The organism is Microbacterium sp. F1-18, from assembly GCF_052921305.1.
Window position 1 is genome coordinate 320,946 of the sequence record NZ_JBREVD010000002.1, and the last position, 22,213, is coordinate 343,158.

Below are 22,213 nucleotides of genomic sequence, written 5' to 3' on the forward strand. Positions count from 1 at the left end.
CCAGTAACTGGTCTGGTGAAAAACAATTAACCATTCCGCTACTTGCCGAACACATCAGTGGCGTCGAATGCTCAATGCGGCGGCCGGCAATTGCGCGAAATCCCCGTGCCCGGTCCGCCCCCGGGAGAGCACCGTGATCACAGCAGACCCTGTCGCGCCCGCGCGACGACCCTGGCAGAGATGGGTGGCCTCCAGCGCCGCCGTCGCGATCGTGGCGGGAGGTGTGGGATGGGCCGCGATGCCGGCGAGTGCCGCCGTCAGCGCCGACGCGCCCGTCGTGATCAACGAGATCTACGGCGGTGGCGGCAACAGCGGCGCCCCGCTGAATCGTGACTTCATCGAGCTGCGCAACACCTCGGATGCGGCCGTCTCGCTCGACGGCTGGAGCGTTCAGTACGCCTCCGCCACGGGCTCCAGCTGGCAGGTCACCACGCTGGCGGGCGCGACGATCGAGCCCGGCGGACATCTGCTGATCGGCCAGGCGCTCGGCGGCGATGCCCAGCTCCCGGGCTTCACCGCCGACATCGAGGGCTCCATCCCGATGAGCGGCACCCAGGGCAAGGTCGCGCTCGTGAGCTCGACGACCGCGCTCAGCGGCGGATCGGGCCTCGCCCAGAACGACACAGTCGTCGACTACGTCGGCTGGGGCAACGCGACGGACTTCGCCGGCTCGGCTGCGGCACCCGCGACGTCCAACGCGACGAGCGTCGCGCGGAGCATGGACGGTAGCAATTCGGCCAACAATGCCGCGGACTTCACCGCGGGTGCGCCGACACCGCAAGGGCGCGTCGCAGGCCAGCCGGAAGAGCCCGGCGAGCCGGAGCAGCCGGCCGAGCCCGCGGTGGTCTCGATCGCCGAGATCCAGGGCTCCGGCGACGCCACTCCCCTTGCCGGCACGACCGTCACGACCGAGGGCGTCGTCACCGCGCACTACGCGACCGGCGGCTACAACGGTTACGTCATTCAGACCGCCGGTAGCGGCGGCGCCTACGACCCCGACCGCACGTCTTCGGATGCCGTTTTCGTCTACACCCGCACAGCGGCGGTGGCACGCGAGGTCGCACTCGGCGACAACGTGCGGGTGACGGGTGTCGCGAGCGAGTTCAACGGGCTCACCCAGCTCTCCGTCGCGGCCGGTGCGGCTGAGCGGCTGGACGCGGCCGCAGTAGCTCCCGCGCCGGTGACTCTCGCGGAATGGCCGCGTGACGTCGCTGCGCGCGAGGCGCTCGAGTCGATGCTCGTCGAGGTCGACGAGCAGTTCACCATCAGCAACACCTACTCGACCGGCCAGTACGGCGAGGTGGGTCTGGCGACCGATGGCACGCCGCTGCGCCAGCCGACGGATGCCGCGCGACCCGGATCTGCCGAGGCCGCGGCGGTCGCTGCCGACAACCTCGCACGTGGAGTCGTGCTCGACGACGGTGGCTCCATCAACTTCGCGGCGCGAGACCGCGATACGGGTGCGCTGGTGAACGGCGATCTGATCCCCGCGTACCTGTCGCTCGACGAGCCGCCCGTGGTCGGCGGCAGCGCGACCCTGAGCGGCGCGTACGTCCTGGACTACCGCAACGACACCTGGAAGCTGAATCCGACGCAGTTCCGCGTCGGCGACGCGACCGGCGCGGGCGACCAGGTCCTTTTCACCGTCGATCGCCCGGCCTCCCCGGCAGCGGTCGGCGGCGATCTCAGCGTGGCGTCGTTCAACGTCCTGAACTACTTCACGACATTGGGGGTCGACGACAGCGATTGTGACGCTTACACAGATCGCACCGGCGACGGCGTCAACGTGCAGGGCGGCTGCGATCAGCGCGGAGCGTGGGACGCCGATGACCTCGAGCGTCAGCAGGCGAAGATCGTCGCGGCGATCAACACCCTCGACGCCTCTGTCGTGGGTCTGATGGAGATCGAGGACTCCGCAGCGCTCGGCGAGACCGTCGACGAAGCGACGGCTTCGCTGGTCGCGGCGCTGAACGCTGCTTCGGAGCCCGGCAAGTGGGCCTATGTTCCGTCGTCGGCCGAGCTCCCGCCGGCATCCCTGCGTGACGTGATCACCAACGCGATCATCTACCAGCCGGCGCTCGTCGAACGTGTCGGCGATGCGCGCGCTCTCGGCACGCTCTCGGCGGACGGACAGGCGTTCGGCAACGCACGCGAGCCGATCGCGCAGACGTTCGCGCCGGCCGGCGGGGGCGAGGAGTTCCTCCTCGTCGTGAACCACTTCAAGTCGAAGGGCTCGGCCGGACCCTGGCCGGGCGATGGCGAGGACCCGAACGGACAGGGCAAGTCCAACGAGTCGCGCGTGCGTCAGGCGACCGCGCTCAGCGAGTGGGTCCCGACCATCCAGGGCGACACCGACGCCGTCATCCTCGTGGGCGACTTCAACTCGTACACCCGCGAAGACCCCATCGAGGTGCTGCGAGGCGCAGGTTACGAATCGGCCGAGGTCGCTCTCGGCATCGAGAAGTCGAGCTATTCCTTTTCGGGCCTCGCGGGTTCACTCGACCATGTTCTGATGAACGACGCGGCACGCCAGCGCGCGACCGGCGCCGACATCTGGAACATCAACTCGGGTGAGCCCGTCTCGTTCGAGTACAGCCGTTACAACAATCACGGCGCCCTGTTCTATGACGACGGCCCCTACCGCTCGTCCGACCACGACCCGGTCAAGGTCGGTCTTTCGGCGGGAGCCGCTGCCCCTGTCGAGCCGATCGATCTGACGCTGCTCGGGATCAACGACTTCCACGGCCGCATCACCGGCGTCACGCCGCCCAAGCCCGCGGTCGGCGAGACCAAGGCGCAGCCGGAGATCCCCGGAACCGTCGGCTTCGCCGGGACGATCGAGGAGCTGCGAGCCGCGGCTCCCGACGCCGTGCTCCTGTCGGCCGGTGACAACATCGGGGCCTCGCTCCCGGCGTCGTCGCTGGCGCAGGACGAGCCGACGATCGACGTGCTGAACGCTCTCGACCTGCGGGCGAGCGCCGTGGGCAACCACGAGTTCGACCGCGGCTTCGCCGACCTGCGCGACCGCGTCATCCCGCGTGCCGACTTCACCCACCTCGGGGCGAACGTCTACGCCAGTGGCACGACCGACCCGCAGTTCGACGAGTACGCGCTCATCGAATCGCAGGGCCTCACGATCGGCGTCATCGGCGTCGTGACCGAGGAGACCGCGGCGCTGGTGAGCGGCGCGGGCATCGCCGGGCTCGAGTTCGGCGACCCGGTCGAGGCGGTCAACCGCGTCGCGGCCGACCTCACCGACGGCTCGGGTGATCAGGCCGACGTCATCGTCGCGCTCTACCACGAGGGTGCGGCCGACAGCGCGTCGGACGCGAGCCTCGACGAGGCCGTGGCCGACAGTGCGGTCTTCGCTCGCATCGTCAACGAGACCTCCCCCGAGGTCGATGCCATCTACACCGGTCACACGCACAAGCTGTACGCGTGGTCGGCGCCGGTCCCGGGAACGGATCGGACGCGTCCGATCGTGCAGACCGGCTCGTACGGGGAGTTCGTCGGCAAGGTCGTCCTCTCGGTCGATCCGGCGAGCGGCGAGGTCGTCGCTCACACGCAGGAGAACGTGGGGCAGACGAAGACTCCCGCCGCCGACCTGATCGCGACCTACCCGCGGGTGGCCGAGGTCGACGAGATCGTCCGGAAGGCGCTCGCGGACTTCGCCGAGATCGGCAACACGCCGGTCGCGACGATCTCCGCCGACATCACCAGCGCGTACTCGGGCGGCTCGTATGTCGATGGCGCCTACGCCGGCGGCAAGCGCGACGATCGGGCGTCGGAGTCCTCGCTCGGCAACCTCGTCGCCGAGTCGATCCGCTCGAACCTCGCGAACCTGCCGAACGGCGCGCAGATCGGAGTGACGAACTCAGGCGGCCTCCGGGCCGACCTGTTCGACACGCAGGCCGAGTTCGGCGCCAACGCGGTCGCGGGGGTACCGGACGGCACGGTCACTTGGGGTCAGGCGTATGCGGTGCTTCCCTTCAACAACACGATGGCCTTGGTGACGCTCACCGGCGCCGACTTCGTGCGTGTGCTCGAGCAGCAGTGGCAGCGTGACAAGGACGGCAACGTGCCGTCGCGCCCCTACCTGCAGCTGGGCCTGTCGGACAACGTGTCGTACACCTACGACGACACGCGTCCGGAGGGTAGTCGGATCACGTCGGTCACGGTCGACGGGCAGCCGCTCGACCTCGACGCGGAGTACCGCATCGGCACGCTCTCGTTCCTCGCGTCCGGCTCGGGAGACAACTTCCGCGCGTTCGCTGCGGGCACCGACTACGTCGACACCGGCTTCCTCGACCACGAGGCCTGGATCGACTACCTCGGCGAGCAGCAGCCGGTCGCGCCGTCGTTCGCGAAGCACGCCGTCCGCGTCCAGGGAGTCCCCGAGACCGCGGCTGCGGGCTCGATGCTCGAGCTCACCGTGTCGAACCTCGACATGACAAGCCTCGGCGCGCCTCAGAATGGCGCGGTGGATGTCTCGCTCGACGGCTCGGTCATCGCGTCGGCACCCGTGGCGGGCGGGAGCGCGGTCGTGGCGGTACCGCTGCCGGCGGGCCTCCCCGACGGCGCTGCGGAGCTGGTCCTGACGACGGATGCCACGGAGACGACCGTCACCGTCCCCGTTCGGATCGGCGAGCCGAGCACCGAGCCGGGGACCGACCCCGGCACCGGGACCTGGGCGCAGGTCGACCTGTCCACGACCCGAGTCGAGCAGGGCGGATTCATCGATGTGCGGGTGTCGGGTCTCGAGCCCGGCCAGCGGATCGGTGCGACCCTCTTCAGCGAACCGATCGAGGTTCGCGGCATCCCGGCCGCCGACGACTCCGGTGTGACCTCGTTCCGGGTGGCGATCCCTGCGGACTTCGCCGTGGGAGCCCACACGCTGCGGATCTCGACATCCGGCGAGCAGCCGCTCGACTTCGCGATCACCGTCGTGCGTGCGGGGCAGCTCGCGGTGACCGGTGCCGAGACGCCGCTCGGCGTGCTCCTCGCCGGTGCGATGCTCCTCGTGGCGGGTGGCGTGCTCGCGGTCACGCGTCGACGCAGCGCGATGCCGATGCGATGAGCGTGCGGCGACGCTGACGCGGAGTGAGGGCGGCCGGGATGACCGGTCGCCCTCACTCGTCCATGAGCTTGCTGAGCAGCTCCCCCGTGCATGCTTGCGATCCCTAGGGTGGAGGCATGACCGCACAGGTGGTGTTTGTGCACGGGATCAGAACGTCGGCGACGATGTGGCGCGCCCAGGTCGCCCATCTTCGAGAGCGCGGCATCCCCGTCACCGCGCTCGACCTGCCCGGGCATGGTACCCGGATGGCCGAGACCTTCACGTTGGACGGCGCGTTCGCCACGATCGACGATGCGGTTCGGGATGCCGCCGAGCGCGGTCCGGTCCTGCTGGTCGGTCACTCGATGGGCGGGCTGCTCAGCACCGCCTACGTCGGACGAGAGGAACGTCCCCCGGTGTCGGCGTTCATCGCCGCATCCTGCACCGCGATCCCCCGTGGATTCGGCCTCGCGGTGTACCGAGCCCTGGCCCTCGGGTTCGATCGCCTGCCGGGCCGTGGCCAGCGGATCACCGACTGGGTCCTCGACCGCACGCTCCCCGTCGAGACCCGGCCGGACTTCGGCGCCGGCGGCTACGCCTACGACGCGCAGGACGTCGCGCTGGCCAGCCTGTCGGTGCTCGACCTGCTCGCGGCGATCCGACGGATCGATGTGCCGACCTGGTTCGTGAACGGTCAGTACGACCAGCTGCGCGTCAATGAACGGCTGTTCGCGAAGCTCGCGCCGCATGCCGAGCTCATTGTCGTCCCGCGCACCAGCCACCTCGTCACCGCCATGCGTCCGCGCGTGTTCAACGCGGTCATCGATCTCGCCCTCGCGACCCTCGCGAATACCGGCTCTCGCGACGCGACCTGATAGACTCTGAAGTCGGCTTGCCGTGTGGGTTCCTCCCTCACACGACCGCCGTGCGGCATCCCTCTACTGTCGTCCGGCACATCCACCGAAAACTCCGAACGAAAGATACGTCGAACGTGGCGAACATCAAGTCGCAGATCAAGCGCAACAAGACCAACGAGAAGGCGCGCGAGCGCAACAAGGCCGTCAAGAGCGCGCTGAAGACCGAGGTGCGTCGCACCCGCGAGGCCATCACCGCCGGCGACAAGGCCGCTGCCGAGAAGGCGCTCGCGAAGGCTACGAAGAAGCTCGACAAGGCCGTGAGCAAGGGCGTCATCCACGAGAACCAGGCTGCGAACCGCAAGTCTGCTATCGCGAAGCAGGTCGCCGCTCTCTGAGCCGTCACTGTCGAAGGCCCGTCCCCGCGTGGGGCGGGCCTTTCGCTTTGCCGCCGCGCGTTCAGGACCCGTAGGGTGCCCGCGTCGCGATGACGGTCACGAGCCGCTCGACAGCGAAGACCGGGTCGCGCGAGGCACCCTTCACCTCTGCGTCCGCGCGGGCGGCCGCCTGGATCGCGGTTGCGAGGGCCGACTCCGTCCAACCGACGAGGTCGCGCTTGGCTCGATCGACCTGCCAGTCCTTCATGCCGAGGCGGGCGGCCAGTGCGCCCGATGGTTCCCGCGAGCCGGCGACGCGCGCCATGGTGCGCAGCTTCGACGCGATGGCGGCGACGAGGGGAACCGGATCGGCACCGCTGGCGAGAGCATGACGCAGCGTGATGAGCGCTTCGCCGTAACGACCTGCGATCGCGGTGTCGGCGACGGCGAAAGCGGTCGTCTCCACCCGGCCGCCGTAGTACCGCTCGACGACCTGGTCGCCGATGTCGCCGGGCACATCGGAGATCAGCTGTTGACACGCGGCAGCGAGCTCGGTCAGGTCGTCGGCGAACGCCGACACGAGGGTCCGCAGGGCCGACGGCGCGATGCGCTTGCCGGCTGCCTTGAACTCCCCCGCGGCGAAGTCGAAACGGTCGGAGTCGCGCTTGATCGCCGGCACCGAGATCTCGACACCGCCTCCCGTACCCGAGCGGATGGCTTCGAGCAGCTTCTTGCCGCGGACACTCGCGCCCGTGTGCCGCAGCACGATCGTGGCGCCTTCCTGCGGGTTCTCGAGGTAGGCGAGGGCCTCGGCGAGGAAGGCGTCGGAGCACTTCTCGACACCGGCGACGCGCACCAGCCTCGGCTCGCCGAACAGCGACGGCGACGCCATGCCGAGAAGGGTGCCCGCGGCGTAGTCGTCGGCGCGGATGTCGGAGACCTCGAGACTCGGGTCTTCGGCCTTCAAGTAGTCGCGGAGACCCGCGATCGCGCGCTCGGCACACACCTCTTCAGGACCCGCGACGAGCACGATCGGAGCCGGTTCGGGGGCACGCCACGAGAGCTGCCTGATGGCCGACTTCGCAGCGCTGCGGGCGGCAGGACGGCGGGGGCTCGGCGGCATGCTCCCAGCCTAATCGCGACCACAGACCCCGTGCGGTGGCCGTTACAGGCGGACCACGAGCTTCCGTGCGGAAACACCGTCGTGGAGCAGGTTCAGCGCGTGTTGAATGCTCTCCAGGCCCTCACCGACGATCTCCGGGTCGGGCGCACAGATGTGTCTGCCCGCCGCGAGAGCCGCGGGCAGGTAGTCCCGCCAGAGCATCGGACCCACGTCGTTGCTCATGAGTGAACTGCCCCAGACGAATCGGGCCGTGACGCCGTGTGCGCGGGCTCGGACCTGGGTCGCGAGTTGCGACAGCCCGATCCTCGCCATGGTGCGCAGGAACGCCACGCTGGGACCGCCTCGCCGCGGGAGTGTCGTGAAGGCGACCGGCGGGCTCAGCAGAGCGACGCGTCGAGCTCCGCCGGCTGCCGCAATCCTCACCGCCGCATCGCCGGAGCCCGTCCCGATCGCGACGACGCCGACGAGCGGGTCCTCCCCGATTCCCGACACGACGGCGTCGACAGCCCCGGAATCGTGACGGTCGACGACGAGGTGGGCGCCGAGCTCACGCACCCGGGCCTCGCTGTGCGCTGACGCGGTGGCGATGACGCGATAGCCCGCCGCAACCGCCAGCTGGATCGCGTTGCTCCCCACGCTCGTCGAGCCGCCCCACACGACCACGGTCTCCCCCGTCGGCCGCGCTTGTGCCGTCGGGGAGCGGAGCGCGATCTGGTCGTCCTGGAAGAGCGCGGTGGCGGCGGTCGATACGGCGAGGGGCAGCACCACGGCTCGCTCGAACGGAAGGCCGTCGGGCAACGGGGTCGCCAGGTCTTCTCTGACGACGACGTAGAGCTGGAAGGCGCCCTCGGCTTCGTGGCGCCGGCCGCGCTCCATCCCGACGGCGTACGCAGCCACACGGTCTCCCACGGCGAAACGCGTCACCCGCGGCCCGACAGCGGCCACCTCACCGGCGACATCTTCGCCGAGCACCGCGGGATACCCGAGCCAGCGATACATCAGGTTCCCGGTCCACTGCTTGACGTCGTCGAGCGGGTTGACCGCGATCGCGCGGCTGCGGATGAGGATCTCCCCCGCTCCCGGCTCATGCATCGCGGCGGGTTCGACGACGAGATCCGCTCGTGGGGACGGGAGCCAAGCGGCGGTGTTCGGGGGCATGCGGGCTCCGATTCGGAAAGTGATGACACGCAATGTCATAGGTCGCGCACCCATGATGACACATCATGTCGTCAGGTAGGCTCGCGGTATGCCACGCTGGGCCCCCGATGCCGCGCTGCGCCTGGAGCAGGCAGCGGTCGAGCTGTTCCGCGCGCAGGGATATGCGCGAACGACGGTTCCGGAGATCGCGGAACGGGCGGGCCTGACGACCCGGACGTTCTTCCGGCACTTTCCCGATAAGCGCGACGTGCTCTTCCTCCGGGAACGGGAGTTCCCGGATGTCGTGGTCGAGCTGCTCGCATCGGCGCCCGCCGGGCTCGATCCGATGGCGCTCGCCATGCACGGTCTGCTCGCGGTGACGCCGGAGTTGGAAGCCTGGCGAGAGGGGATCCGTGAGCGTCGGATCATCATCGCGTCGGATCCGCACCTCATCGAACGAGAGCGATCGAAGTCTGCGGCGTTGGCGGGCGCGATCCGCGAGGGGCTGCTGCGGCGCGGGGCGGAGGAGGTCGATGCGGCCCTGACGTCCATGATCGTTGCGGGGTTGTTCGATACGGCGCTCGATCTCTGGACCGCCGCGGATGACGCGGCATCGCTCGCCTCGATCATCCTCGACCTGCACGCCAGGATGATCTCTTTCGCGAACGCGGGCGGCGGTGCGGCCCACGGCTCGCCGGGCGTCGACTGACATCGCCTCGATCAGGACCTCGCTGCGACGCGCTCGCGCCACACGCGGATGCCGTCGTCGGTCACGGTGAGCGCGGCCGCCCCGGTCTCGTCGGTGCGGACGATCTCGTGGCCGAGCGAGCGCAGAAGCGCCAGGGTCTCGTCACGCGGATGGCCGTAGGAGTTCTCCCCCACCCCGATGAGGGCGACACGCGCGTCGAGACGGCGATACAGCGATGCCGATTGGTCGGCGCTGCCGTGGTGCGACACCTTCACGACGTCGTAGGTCGCGCGCAGCGCGGCTCCGAGGGTGAGCTGGGGTCTTTCGGACAGATCGCCGAGCAGCAGCGTGGCGGGAATGCCGCCACCACGAACATCGATCACGACGCTGGTGTCGTTGCCCGGGGCGAACGCGTCGCTTCCGGGGCGTGGCCACAGGACCTGCCATTCAGCGTCACTCAAGAGGCCGGCCATACCCGCGGAAGCCTCGACGATGTTGCCACCCGCACCGGAGAGACGCGTGAGGAGCGCCTGCTCCTTCGGATCGGCCACCGGGCCGTGCAACACCGTCCCGACGCGTCCCACGATCGCGTCGGCGCCTCCGACATGGTCGAGATCGAAATGCGTCAGGATCAGCAGATCGACCCGCTCGACGCCGAAGCGGTCGAGGCATGCCGCCAAGGCAGCGGGATCGGGGCCGGTGTCGACCAGCGCGACGGTGTCGCCTGATCGGAGGAGCACGGCATCGCCCTGTCCCACGTCGCATTGGGCGACCGCCCAGTCGTCGGGTGTCCGCGCGCGCTCGAGCGGCCCGGTCACGAGGGCGGATCCCGCGGCTGCGCCGGCGACGAGGGCGACGAGCCCAGCCGAGACCCCGCGAGTCCGGCGGGGCGTGCGGGGAAGAACGGAGAGCAAAAGGGCTGCGCAGAGCACCGTGGCGAGCGCCACCCCCGGGGTATCGGGGAGCCAGTCGATGGAGTTGCCGGGCATGACGTCGACCGCCTCGGCGGTGGCGGCGATCCATGCGCAGGGAAGCCAGGCGATGACGGCGAGGCCGCTCGCCAGCCACGGCATCCCGACGCTCAGGCACGCCGCGAGACCGGCGATCGTCGCCAGCGGCGCCGCCGGTGCTGTCAGCGCGTTGGCGAGCACGGCGTACACGGGCAGCCTGGGGTCGATCATCACCAGGATCGGAGTGCATGCGAGTTGCGCCGCGGCGGGCACCGCGATAGCGAGGGCGAGAGGGCGCGGCATGGCGCGGTGGAGTGAATCGCTGACCGGACCGGCGAACAGGACGAGTGCTGCGGTGGCGGTCGCCGACAGCGCGAACCCGATGCTGCCCGCGAGCCAGGGATCGGCGATCAGACAGAGCACGATCGCGAGGCAGAGAACGGAGGCCCCCGCGCCCGCGCGCCCGAGCAGCGCTGCGAGCATCGCGATGGCGGCCATGGCAGCCGCCCGCACCACGCTCGGCTCGGGTGAGACCAGGATCACGAACCCGGACAGCGCGGCGAGCCCGATCGCGACGCGCCAGGGGCGCCGCAGCCCCAGCATCCCGGCGCCGACGAACGCGATGCCGACCACCAGGGCGCAGTTCGCCCCGGAGACGGCGGTCAGGTGGGAGAGCGACGCGGTCTTCATCTGCGCGTCGAGTTCCGCGGTGACGGCGGCGGTGTCGCCGACAGCGAGGCCGGGTACGAGCCCGGCTCCAGGCTGCGGCAGCGATGCGGCTTGCTCGATCAGTGCCTCGCGAAGCGTCGCGGCTAGAGCGAGCGGGCCGTGCGGCGTGGAGAACACGCTCGGGGGCGCGGTCGAGGTGACGACGAGGACCGCCCGCTCCCCCGCCCGGGCGGGCGAAGCCGAGCCGGTCAGCGACACGGCCGAGCCGAGGTCGAGCCCGGCGGGACGTGCCGGCGTGCGCACGATGATCGGGACCCTGACCGCGACGTCCGCATCGCCAGCATGCACTCGGCTCGTGACGGCGTCGAAGCGCCAGCCCGTCGGGGAGGCCTCGATCTTGCCCGTCACGTCTGCTTCGATGACGACCATGCGACCGCCGCTGAGCGGAAGGGCGAGCGCCTGATCGCGATCGGGCACGTTCATCGCGACCACGGACACCGACCCGGCCGAGAACGCCACCGCGACAGCGGCGATCGCGATCCACGTCGGTCGTGGCCGAGCGTCGCGACGGCGTCTGCGGGCCAGGACCGGCAGCCCGGGTAGCAGCACGCACGCGGTGGCCCACAGTACGCCGGCCAGTGCGACCGCGAGGTCGGGACGATTCGTCGCGATGAGCGCGGCGGCCCAGACGCCGAGCGCTACGGGCAGCATCCGAAGGTCACGGCGGCGGACGCGCCCGCTCACACCCGCACCCGATCGCGCAGCGCCTCGAGCATCTTCTCGCCGATGCCGGAGACCGCCAGCAGGTCATCGACACTCGTGAAGCGCCCGTTCTCGGTACGCCAGGCGATGATCCGTTCCGCGAGAGCCGGGCCCACCCGCGGAAGGGTGTCGAGCGCCGCGGCATCCGCCGTGTTCAGATCGACGACGCCGTCGGGGGCCGTTACGCCTGCGCCGCCCCCGCCCGCGGCATCCGGCGGCGGCTCCTGGCCGGGCTCGGGGACGAACAGCTGCTCGCCGTCGGTCACGGCGCGGGCGAGATTGACGCCTGCCGGATCGGCCGCTGAGCTGAACCCGCCCGCCGCCGCCACCGCGTCGACGACCCGTGCGCCGGCGTCGAGTCGGTAGAGTCCGGGCGTCACGACCGCGCCGTGGACGTGAACGTACACGGCGTCGTCAGTGACGGCGGTCGGGGTGACGACGGGCGTCACCAGCGCGACCGGTGCAGCGAGTGAGCGTACGACGCCGATTCCGACGGTGACCGCCGCGGCCGCGAGGATCAGCACGATCAGCGCGCCGACTCCCAGGCGGCGCCGGGCCGGAGCAGGATCGTGAGCAGTCACGCCGTCAGGCTAGGCGCGCTGCCCCCGACCATACGGTGTCCGGCTGCTGCCTCGGGACGCCGCAGACCTCACCCCGTCTGTGGAGGGCTCGACGAGGGATCCGGGCGCCGCCGACTGCTCGGCGCTGTTCCGCCACCAGCAGCGGCGGGTGCGTCCGCCTCATGGGTGACGGGAACGCTCTTGTCCTCCGCGGTGCGCATGTCCCACGACGGCTTGCGCACGGCGTAGAAGATGAGCGGCGGAGCCCCGAGGACGATGATCACCAGCCCGACGATCCAGGGATACAGCGCCGGCGAGAAGGCGCTGAACCCCGACGGCGGGATGAACGAGAACACGAACGCGGCGAGGCTCGCGAGGAACCCGACGCCGGCGACCAGCCCCATGGCCGGTACCCGGTACGTGCGCTTCACGCCCGGCTGCGTCCGTCGGAGCACGAGCGCAGCGGCGAACATCATCATGTACATGATCAGGTAGAGCGCCGCGGCCATGTCGATCAGTGCCACGAATGCCGCGCTCACGTTGGGAACAACGATGAAGATCGCCGCCAGGATCGTGACGATCGTGCCCTGAAGCATGAGGATGCCCGACTGCACGCCGGCCTCGTTCTTCTTCTGCAGCAGCGGCGGGAGGAGCCCGGTCTCCGCTGCCGCGAGCACGCCCTTGGACGGACCCGCGATCCAGGTGATCACCGAGGCGAGAGCGCCCGCCGCGATGAGCGCCGACATCGCGGCCGTCGCCCACTGCCCCACGCCCCAGTGCTGGAAGTACTCCTGGAACGCGAGCATGATCCCGTTCGTCAGTCCGAGCTCCTCCTGCGGCACCGCAACCGAGATGGCAAGGGTCGGCAGGATGAACACCAGCAGGATCAGGATCGACGAGATGAGGATCGACCGCGGGAATCCGCGGCCCGGGTCCTTCATCTGGTTCACGTGCACCGCGTTGACCTCCATGCCCGCATAGGCGAGGAAATTCGACACGATCAGCACGATCGATGCGATGCCGGTGAACGGCGGGATCACCGCGTCGGGCGTGAGCGGCACCTGGCTCTTCTCGCCGGTGAAGACCCAGATCGCTCCGAAGACGATCAGGATGGCTGCTGGGAGCAGCGTACCGAGGATGCCGCCCCAGGAGCCCAGCTTCGCGAAGAGGTTTCCGCCGCGGAGCGTCACCAGCGTCGAGCCCCAGTACAGCACGAGGATCACCACAGCCGTGAAGAAGCCCGAGCTCGACAGTGACGGATCGAGGAAGACGAACGCGAGCGCGGCGGCGATGAACGCCAGCTGCGTGGGGTACCACACGACGTTCTGGATCCATTGGAGCCAGACGGCGGTGAAGCCCCAGCGGTTGCCCATCGCTTCACGGATCCAGACGTAGATGCCGCCTTTCCAGCCCGTTGCGAGCTCTGCCGCGACCAGTGCTGTCGGAATCAGGAAGAAGATTGCCGGGAGGATGTACAGGGTCACGCTGCCGAGGCCGAAGACCGCCATCGCCGGCAGCGAGCGGAGACTCGCGACGACGACGAGCGTCAGCAGCGCGAGTTGGCCGACACCGAGGTAGGTCGTGACGCTCGACCGAGGTGCCAGGGGATGGTTCGGCGTCGTACGGGGGGATGGCTGAGACGTGGACATGACGACGCGCCTCAGTGGTGGAACGCCGAATTCGCGGCGGCCGTGGGCATGGGCGACTGCAGGCCGTCGAGGTACGCCACCTCGCGCTGGATGTCGGCCAGCAGCGACTGGGCGAGATCCATGCTCAGCCCATTGCGCACGACGATGCGCTGCACCGTGATGTCGGTGAGATCGTCCGGCATCGGATAGGCCGGCACCAGCCAGCCGCGCATCCGCAACCGGTCCTGCAGGTCGTACAGCGTCCAGTTGTCGGTGTGTCCTTTCTTCAGACGCCACGCGAACACCGGGATGTCGCTGCCGTCGTTCCACAGCTCGAACGCATCGAGCGCGCCGATCCCGGCGGCGAGATACTTCGCGACGTCCTGCGACTCCTGTTGAACGGCACGGTATCCCTCGAAGCCGAGCCGGAGGAACAGGTAGTACTGGAGCAGCACCTGAGCGCCCGGCCGCGAGAAGTTCAGCGCGAACGTCGGCATCTCACCTCCGAGATAGCTCACCTGGAAGACGAGGTCTTCGGGCAGCCACCGCGCTTCGCGCCATACGACCCAGCCGAGGCCCGGATACACCAGGCCGTACTTGTGGCCCGAGGTGCTGATCGAGTGCACCCGCTCGAGACGGAAGTCCCACACCAGGTCGGGCTGCAGGAAGGGGGCGATCATCCCACCCGATGCGCCGTCGACGTGAATGGGGATGTCGAGACCGGTGCGTTCCTGGATCGCGTCGAGCGCCGCCGCGATCTGCGCGACGGGCTCGTACATCCCGGTGTACGTCACGCCCATGATCGCCACCACGCCGATCGTGTTCTCGTCGACGTATTTCTCCAGGTCGTGGCCGTCGAGGGTCTTGTGCTCCTCCGTGATCGGAACGAACCGGGGCTCGACGTCGAAGTAGTTGCAGAACTTCTCCCAGCACACCTGCACGGCGCTCGACATGACGAGGTTCGGAGTGGACGCGTCCTTGCCCTGCGCCCGGCGGAGCTGCTGCCAGCGGCGCTTGAATGCGAGCCCGCCGAGCATGCATGCCTCGGAGGAACCGATGGTCGAGGTGCCGATGCTGTGCCCGGCATCCGGCGAGTTCCACAGATTGGCGAGCATCCGCCAGCAATTGTCCTCGATGGCCGCGGTCTGCGGGTACTCGTCCTTGTCGATCATGTTCTTGTCGAAAGACGAGGTGTAGACGTCCTTCGCCTCGTCATCCATCCACGTGCTCACGAACGTGGCCAGGTTCAAACGTGCATTTCCGTCGAGGATCGTTTCATCCTCGACGATCTGCTTCGCGGTCGCGGGAAGCGATTCGTTTTGGGGAATCACGTGCCGCGGCGCACCCTTCGCCTCCGTGGGCCTGGTGAACAGAGGGGCTGCCGGGCTGATCGTCTCGTCGTTCATTTCGTCTCCTCATTGCACGCCGAATAGAGGCGGCGAGGGGTCGACCGTGTCCCCGCGGTCGAAGCCGCCCCTGTGAATGCCACCCAAGCTAGGACGGGCCTCCAGGCGTCACAAGGGGGGTCGACGACACCGCGAATCGACCCCGAACCTGGAGCTCGGAAACCGGATCAGACACAGAAAACGGAGGAGGTACGGTCAGATCGGGCTACGCCCGCGCGCGCCCGACAAGACCCGCCCGCTGCAGCAGCAGATACATCTCGCAGCCCAGGCAGAAGCCGAACGCGGCATTCAGGAATGCGGCTGCGAACGCGAGCGCAGCGGCGATCGGCAACGCCCACGGAACGCCTGCGAGATGCAGGAGCAGTCCCGCCGCCGTCACCGTGAGGCCCACGCCCTGCGCGAAACGCGGCGGACGCGCGTCCTCGAACTCTCGCGGGGGTGACAGGCGTGGCCGGACGACGCGGCGGAAGAGCACAGCCCAGGGCGCGGTCCGCGGTGACACGACGCCCCACAGGAACAGCAGTGCCGCGAGGAGCACGAGCAGGAAGCCCGCGTCGACGACCCGATCGGCGAGTGGCGCTGCGGCCAGGCGCCATTCTGCGCCGGCCGGCGCCGTCGCGATTCCGAGCAGCGATGCGAGGAAGGCTGCAAGCAGCAGGATGGCCGTGATGGATGCCGCGAAGCGTGGCGCACGGACGTCGAGACGTTCGATCGCGGTCATCTCACACCTCCTGCAGCAGACGGGTGAGCTCGGTCTCGAGCGCGGACCGATCCGGGACTCCGCCCGTGCGCTGACGCACCCTCCCGGCGCTGTCGAGCACGAGCACCGTGGGTGTCTGCATGACATCGAACCGGCGAGTGAGGTCGCGACGATGCGTGAGGTCCACCTCCACGTGTCGGACGCCGTCGTGGTCCCCCGCGAGCGACGTCAGCACGCGCCGCGCCGCTGGGCACCGAGAGCACAGCTCGGTGCTGAACTGCAGCAAGGTCGCGGACCGGCCGAAGGCCGGCGTGCCGACCATCGCGGGAGTCAGGAGCTCACCGTCCGCGACGTCGTGCGTACGACCGCGCGAGCGCCGGAAGATCACGCCGATCGCCGCGACCAAAGCGACGAGCACGATGGTCACGACGACGGCGGGAATCGGCTGCACGATCGCCACGGTAGCCCGCGGGCGATCGCGGCGGGGAAGTGTGTCACCCTGTGACGACTCCCCCGCCGTCGTCAGCGAGCGGTCGTGAAGCTGACCACCTTGGGAGCGCGAACCACGGCCCGGGCGATCTCGCGGCCGTTCAGGGCGCGGACCACCTTCTCGTCGGTGCGGGCGAGCGCCTCGAGCTCATCGGAAGAGACCTTCGCCGAGACGCTGAGCGTGCCGCGGACCTTGCCGTCGATCTGGACGACCGCGGTGACGGACTCCTCGACGAGGAGGGTCGGGTCGGGCTGGCGCCACACGGCGAGGCCGACGAACGGCTCGTGGCCGAGCGTCGCCCACATCTCCTCGGCGGTGTGCGGCGCGAACAGGTCGAGGATGACCGCGATCGCCTCTGCCGCCTCGCGGACGGCCGGGTCGGACGCTCCGGCACCGCTGTCGATGACCTTGCGGGTGGCGTTCACGAGCTCCATGAGGCGCGCGACGACGACGTTGAACTTCGTCTGCTCGACCAGCCCCGGTGCATCGGCCCACAGGCGGTGAGTGACGCGGCGGAGCGCAGCATCCCCCTCCGCCCAGACGACGTCGATCTCGCTGTCGACGTCGGCGGCGACGCGCAGGGCACGGGCGAGGAACTTCGCCGCTCCCGTCGTCGAGACATCGGCCCAGTCCTTGTCGTCCTCGACGGGGCCGGCGAAGGCGAGTGCCACGCGCAGGACGTCGGCGCCGTGCTGCTCGAGCTCCTCCTGGAAGAGCACGAGGTTGCCCTTGCTCTTCGACATCTTCGCACCGTCGAGGATGACCATTCCCTGGTTGATGAGGCTGGAGAACGGCTCGGTGAACTCCACCTGGCCCATGTCGAACAGCGCCTTGGTGATGAAGCGCGCGTAGAGCAGATGCAGGATGGCGTGCTCGACGCCGCCGATGTAGAAGTCGACCGGGCCCCACTTGTCGGCCTCGCGCGGCGCGAAGGCCTGTCCGGCGTCGTTCGGCGACAGGAACCGCAGGAAGTACCACGAGCTGTCGACGAACGTGTCCATCGTGTCGGGGTCGCGGCGTGCCGGCTCGCCCGTCTCGGGATCGGTCGTGGCGACCCAGTCGGTCGCGGCGCCGAGGGGCGACGCGCCCTTCGGGGTGAGGTCCAGTCCCTCGACGGAGGGCAGACGCACCGGCAGCTCCTCCGCGGGGACGGGAACGATTCGACCGTCATCCGTGTGGATCATGGGAATCGGGGTTCCCCAGAACCGCTGACGTGAGATCAGCCAGTCACGGAGGCGATACGTCTTGGCCGCGCGCCCGGTGCCGCTCGCGGTCAGCTGCTCGATGGCGCGCGCGATGGCGTTGCGCTTGCTCAGCCCGTCCAGTGCGCCCGAGTTGATCATGCGCCCGTCGCCCGTGAGGGCGACACCGGTGCGGGCCGGGTCGATGTCGTCGATCGCGGGCGCCGAATCGAGCGGCACGCCCTCGTCGTCGAGCTCGATGACCGGCATCGCGCCGGTCACCGGGGCGGTCGTGTCGACGACGACCCGCACGGGCAGGTCGAAGGCGCGCGCGAAGTCGAGATCGCGCTGATCGTGGGCGGGAACCGCCATGACCGCGCCGTGGCCATAGTCCGCCAGCACGTAGTCGGCCGCCCAGATCGGCAGTCGCTCACCGTTGATGGGGTTGATGGCGAAACGGTCGAGGAACACACCGGTCTTCGGCCGGTCGGCGGTCTGCCGGTCGATCTCGCTCGTCTTCTGCACGGTCTGCAGATACTCGCGGAAGCGCTGCTGCACATCATCCGACGAACCCTCCGCCAATTCGGCAGCGAGGTCGGAGTCGGGTGCGACGACCATGAAGGTCGCACCGTGGAGCGTATCGGGGCGCGTCGAGAACACCGTGACCTTCTCGTCACGACCCTCGATCTCGAAGTCGATGTCGGCGCCGACCGATCGGCCGATCCAGTTGCGCTGCATCTGGATGACCTTCTGCGGCCAGAAGCCCTCGAGCTGGTTCAGGTCGTCGAGCAGTCGATCGGCGTACTCGGTGATCTTGAAGTACCACTGCGTGAGCTTCTTCTTCACGACCTCGGCACCGCAGCGCTCGCAGTGCCCGTCGACGACCTGCTCGTTGGCGAGCACCGTCTGGTCGTTGGGGCACCAGTTGACCGGGCTCTCCTTGCGGTAGGCCAGTCCCTTCTCGTACAGCTTCTGGAACAGCCACTGGTTCCAGGTGTAGTACTCGGGGTCGCTCGTGTGGAGCACGCGGCTCCAGTCGAACGAGACGCCGTACTCGTGCAGGCTCTGCTTCTGCTGCGCGATGTTGTCGTAGGTCCAGGCGCGCGGGTCGGCGCCGCGCTTGATCGCGGCGTTCTCCGCGGGCAGCCCGAAGCTGTCCCATCCGATCGGGTGCAGCACGTTGTAGCCGCGGTGGCGCCAGAAGCGGGCCACGATGTCGGAGTAGAGGTAATTCTCGGCGTGCCCCATGTGGAGGTCGCCCGAGGGGTACGGGAACATCGCCAGGACGTACTTGCGGGGACGCTTGTCGTCGTCGCCGCCCGCGCGGAAGGGATCGGCGTCTGCCCACGCGCGCTGCCACTTCGCCTGCACGGCGTGGGCGTCGTAAGCGGCGGAATCGGGCGTGTTGGCGCGATCAGTGGAGCTGTCGGTCACGGGTGAACCTATCTGGGAATGCGAGAAAGGGCGCGAGAGCACCGCTTCCAGGCTACCGGACCCGCTCCCGCCACCGGGGCGGCAGCTCCGCACCGAGCGCGGCCAAGGGCGCCCGCGCTTTCAGCGCGACCTCGTCGACCTCGGCTTGCGGCTCGGATCCCCAGGTGATGCCGCCGCCGGCCCCGACGTAGGCGTGCTCACCGGCGACCACGATCGATCGGATGATCATGGCGAGATCCGCGTCGCCGTCCGTGCCGACCCAGCCGAAGCATCCCGCGTACGTACCTCGAGGCGCGTCCTCGAGTTCGCTCAGAATCGTCATCGCCGAGAGCTTCGGTGCACCGGTCATGCTCCCGGCGGGGAAGGTGGCGGCGAGAACCTGAGACAGGCGCGTACCCGGCTGGATCGCGCCCGACACGCTGCTGACGAGCTGATGGACGGTCGGGTAGGTCTCCACCTCGAGCAGACGCTCGACGACGACTGATCCAGGCGCGCTGACCCGCTGCAGGTCATTGCGCATGAGGTCCACGATCATGACGTTCTCGGCGCGCTCCTTCGGACTCGAAACGAGGTCGCGCACGAGCCGCGCATCGGATGCCGCGTCGCCGCCGCGCGGTCGTGTGCCCTTGATCGGGCTGGTGAGCACGGCGCCACCGGCAAGTGCGAGGAACCGTTCCGGGCTCGCGCTGATCAGAGCCCGCTCTCCCGAGCGGATCAGTCCGCCGTGGTGCGAGGATGACGCCGCCCGCAGCCTCAGGAACACGGCGAGCGGGTCGATCGGGCGATCGTCGCGGACCGAGAAGCGCGTCGTCAGGCAGAGCTGGTACGCGTCACCCCGCCGAATCGCGAGCCGGCATTCCTCGACGAGCGCGGCATACCTTTCAGGATCCACACGGGCCGCGGCGACGAGGCCCCGCTTCTGCGTTCCCGGCGCATCCACGGCATGCGCGACCGACCCAGCGCCGGAGCGGGCTGCGACCGTGGCGCGCCAACCATCGACCTCTGCCGCGAAGTCCTCGATGCTGTCGTCGGGCGCCGAGACCCACACGTGTCGTCGTGCGTGGTCCAAAGCCACGAATCGGTCGACCCGCAGCCAGAGCGCCTCGGGTTCACCGGCATCCGGCGTCGCAGGGGATCCCGCGCGCGATGCCGCAGCGTCGTACCCGACCCACCCGACCCACCCTCCGACGAAAGGTCCGATGTCCCGAGCGCCGCTCCGGCGCGACCGCTGCGATCCGTCGACCACCGGGTCCGGGGCGTCGGCGGGTGCACCCGATCCGATCCAGCTCCAGCCCTCATGCGCGTCGACGCCGGCGTCGAGCCAGAAGACGTGGTCGCCCGGCACCGCGCGCACGAGCTCGGCGGGATCGGTCCAGCCGTCGAGGCAGCGGAAGCTGGTCATCTCGGGCACCGTCACAGGTTATGTCTTAGCCGGCGCCCCTAGGCTCGGAGCGTGAACGAGATCCTCGACTGGATTCTGAACACCGTGCAGAGCATCGACCCGGTGTTGCGCACGGTGGTCGCGGGCATCGCGATCATGCTCGAGACCAGCGCGCTCATCGGGCTCGTGGTGCCGGGAGACACGGTCGTCATCGTCGCCGCGACCGCCGTCGGGAGCGTCGGCGAGGGCTTCGTGCTCGGCGCCGCCGTCGTCACCGGCTCACTCGCGGGCGAGTCGATCGGTTTCGCGCTCGGGCGCTGGCTCGGCCCCCGCATCCGCTTCTCGCGCCTCGGCCGCCGTATCGGCGAGGACAACTGGGTGCGTTCGGAGCTCTACCTCCGTCGCCGTGGCGGTCCCGCTATCTTCCTCTCGCGCTTCCTGCCCGTGCTGCATTCGCTGGTTCCCTTGACGGTCGGCATGAGCGGGTTCTCGTATCGCCGTTTCATCGCATGGACGGCGCCCGCCTGCGTCATCTGGACATCGCTGTACGTCGGAGTGGTCGCGGCCGCGGCGAAGACCTATCGCGAGATCTCCGACAACATCCAGTACGCCGGTTACCTGTTCGTCGGCGTCATCGTGGTCTTCCTCCTGCTCGCCTACCTCATCAAGCGCCTCATCTCCCGGCGCGAGGCACGTCATCTGCGGCTCGAGGAGGAGAAGACCCGACTCGCCGACGGGGACGTGAAAGACTGAAGCGATGGCTTCCTCACCCGCACCACGGAAGAAGATCCTGTGGTTGGCGCGCCTCGAGCGCCGATTCCACTCGTGGCGCGAACGTCGCGCCCGCGCGCGCGGTCAACGACCGACCGTCGCGGCGTATCCCGGCTACGGCGGCGACGGGTGGGTCCGCGTCCTCGGGCGAGTGCTGATCGCGCCCCAGAAGCGCCCCGCGAAGGGCGGCGAATACGCATCGGTCCGCGGCTGGCGCAGCTTCGCGTCGGTCCCCGTGGCCTTCGCGCAGGTGCAGGTCACGATCGCGGGCACGACCCACGAGGTCATCGCCGATCGTGGCGGGGTCGTCGACGTCGAGCTCCCCGGGGCGCTCGAGCCCGGCTGGCAGACGATCTCGATGACCGTCGAGGGTAGCGAGGTCATCGAGACACGGGTCTTCGTGATCTCCGACGACATCGACTTCGGGATCGTCTCCGACATCGACGACACCGTCATGGTCACCGCCCTGCCGCGTCCCTTCGTCGCCGCCTGGAACTCGTTCGTGCTCGATGAGCATGCCCGCCAGCCGGTCCCGGGCATGGCGGTCATGCTCGAGCGCCTGACGCGAGATCGTCCCGGCAGCCCGGTGATCTACCTCTCCACCGGCGCCTGGAACGTCGCACCGACGCTCATCCGCTTCCTGCGGCGCCACGTGTTCCCGTCCGGCCCGATGCTCCTCACCGACTGGGGACCGACCCACGACCGTTGGTTCCGCAGCGGACGCGATCACAAGGCCGAGAACCTCCGGCGCCTCGCGAAGGAGTTCCCGCACGTCCGCTGGCTCCTCGTGGGCGACGACGGCCAGCACGACGACGCGCTCTACACCGCGTTCGCCAGCGAGTACCCCGATCGCGTGCGCGCGGTCGCCATCCGCCGCCTCTCCCCCGCCGAGGCGGTTCTGGCGGGCGGCCGAACCGCGGTGAACGACCACTCCGCCGCGCAGGTGCCGTGGGTCACCGGGTCGGATGGAGCCGCGCTCCTCGACCGGCTCGCCGACGTCGGCGTCATCGCGCGCGACTGAACCGTGACCGGGTGCGGCGCACTCC

The 22,213-nt window shown here is 69.4% G+C and carries 16 protein-coding genes; 6 read left to right on the forward strand and 10 right to left on the reverse strand.

Translation table 11 applies throughout. The features are described 5' to 3' along the window. Positions 1–184: 184 nt before the first annotated feature. The 3 genes from ACU6RU_RS05680 to rpsT all read left to right on the forward strand — a co-directional run bounded on the left by ACU6RU_RS05680 (position 185) and on the right by rpsT (position 6,308). Positions 185–5,077, forward strand: a complete 4,893-nt coding sequence (locus tag ACU6RU_RS05680) for an ExeM/NucH family extracellular endonuclease (protein WP_446726097.1) — start codon at positions 185–187, stop codon at positions 5,075–5,077. 116 nt (positions 5,078–5,193) lie between these two features. Further along, entirely contained in the window at positions 5,194–5,931 is a 738-nt protein-coding gene (locus tag ACU6RU_RS05685; protein WP_446726098.1) for an alpha/beta fold hydrolase, read from the forward strand. A 116-nt stretch (positions 5,932–6,047) separates the two neighbouring features. After that, positions 6,048–6,308 (forward strand): 30S ribosomal protein S20, encoded by a 261-nt coding sequence (rpsT, locus tag ACU6RU_RS05690; protein WP_446726099.1) that lies wholly within the window; start codon positions 6,048–6,050, stop codon positions 6,306–6,308. A 61-nt stretch (positions 6,309–6,369) separates the two neighbouring features. Here the strand turns inward: rpsT and holA are convergent, their stop codons facing one another. Beyond that, on the reverse strand, positions 6,370–7,410 hold the full coding sequence (gene holA / locus ACU6RU_RS05695) for a DNA polymerase III subunit delta (protein ID WP_120262608.1): 1,041 nt from the start codon (positions 7,408–7,410) through the stop codon (positions 6,370–6,372). 42 nt (positions 7,411–7,452) lie between these two features. Continuing rightward, positions 7,453–8,568: a zinc-binding alcohol dehydrogenase family protein gene (locus tag ACU6RU_RS05700; protein WP_446726100.1), complete on the reverse strand. Its 1,116-nt coding sequence runs from the start codon at positions 8,566–8,568 to the stop codon at positions 7,453–7,455. An 88-nt stretch (positions 8,569–8,656) separates the two neighbouring features. On the opposite strand from ACU6RU_RS05700, the gene ACU6RU_RS05705 reads away from it, so the two are divergent. After that, the gene (locus tag ACU6RU_RS05705; RefSeq protein ID WP_289329559.1) at positions 8,657–9,256 is read left to right on the forward strand and encodes a TetR/AcrR family transcriptional regulator; all 600 of its coding nucleotides are present in this window, start codon (positions 8,657–8,659) and stop codon (positions 9,254–9,256) included. 11 nt (positions 9,257–9,267) lie between these two features. Here the strand turns inward: ACU6RU_RS05705 and ACU6RU_RS05710 are convergent, their stop codons facing one another. From ACU6RU_RS05710 to ACU6RU_RS05745, 8 genes are all read right to left on the reverse strand, one after another. Continuing rightward, positions 9,268–11,598 (reverse strand): ComEC/Rec2 family competence protein, encoded by a 2,331-nt coding sequence (locus ACU6RU_RS05710; RefSeq protein ID WP_446726101.1) that lies wholly within the window; start codon positions 11,596–11,598, stop codon positions 9,268–9,270. After that, positions 11,595–12,197 (reverse strand): ComEA family DNA-binding protein, encoded by a 603-nt coding sequence (locus ACU6RU_RS05715; protein WP_446726102.1) that lies wholly within the window; start codon positions 12,195–12,197, stop codon positions 11,595–11,597. Before ACU6RU_RS05715 ends, ACU6RU_RS05710 begins: the two co-directional genes overlap by 4 nt. Positions 12,198–12,265: 68 nt before the next feature. Then, complete coding sequence (locus ACU6RU_RS05720; RefSeq protein WP_446726103.1) at positions 12,266–13,825, reverse strand: amino acid permease; 1,560 nt, start codon at positions 13,823–13,825, stop codon at positions 12,266–12,268. A gap of 11 nt (positions 13,826–13,836) precedes the next feature. Then, a complete protein-coding gene (locus ACU6RU_RS05725) occupies positions 13,837–15,210 on the reverse strand; it encodes a glutamate decarboxylase (RefSeq protein WP_289329556.1) in 1,374 nt (457 codons plus the stop codon). A 205-nt stretch (positions 15,211–15,415) separates the two neighbouring features. Continuing rightward, entirely contained in the window at positions 15,416–15,931 is a 516-nt protein-coding gene (locus ACU6RU_RS05730) for a DUF4395 domain-containing protein (RefSeq protein ID WP_289329555.1), read from the reverse strand. Between the two features lies 1 nt (position 15,932). Then, positions 15,933–16,361, reverse strand: a complete 429-nt coding sequence (locus tag ACU6RU_RS05735) for a TlpA family protein disulfide reductase (RefSeq protein ID WP_289329554.1) — start codon at positions 16,359–16,361, stop codon at positions 15,933–15,935. 71 nt (positions 16,362–16,432) lie between these two features. Beyond that, positions 16,433–19,015 (reverse strand): leucine--tRNA ligase, encoded by a 2,583-nt coding sequence (gene leuS / locus ACU6RU_RS05740; protein WP_446726104.1) that lies wholly within the window; start codon positions 19,013–19,015, stop codon positions 16,433–16,435. A gap of 52 nt (positions 19,016–19,067) precedes the next feature. After that, positions 19,068–20,417 (reverse strand): anthranilate synthase component I family protein, encoded by a 1,350-nt coding sequence (locus tag ACU6RU_RS05745; protein ID WP_446726313.1) that lies wholly within the window; start codon positions 20,415–20,417, stop codon positions 19,068–19,070. A gap of 51 nt (positions 20,418–20,468) precedes the next feature. Between ACU6RU_RS05745 and ACU6RU_RS05750 the strand changes: the two genes are divergently transcribed. Both ACU6RU_RS05750 and ACU6RU_RS05755 read left to right on the forward strand, forming a co-directional pair. After that, positions 20,469–21,149 (forward strand): DedA family protein, encoded by a 681-nt coding sequence (locus ACU6RU_RS05750; RefSeq protein WP_289329551.1) that lies wholly within the window; start codon positions 20,469–20,471, stop codon positions 21,147–21,149. A 4-nt stretch (positions 21,150–21,153) separates the two neighbouring features. Beyond that, the gene (locus ACU6RU_RS05755) at positions 21,154–22,188 is read left to right on the forward strand and encodes an App1 family protein (RefSeq protein WP_120262614.1); all 1,035 of its coding nucleotides are present in this window, start codon (positions 21,154–21,156) and stop codon (positions 22,186–22,188) included. Positions 22,189–22,213 lie beyond the last annotated feature (25 nt).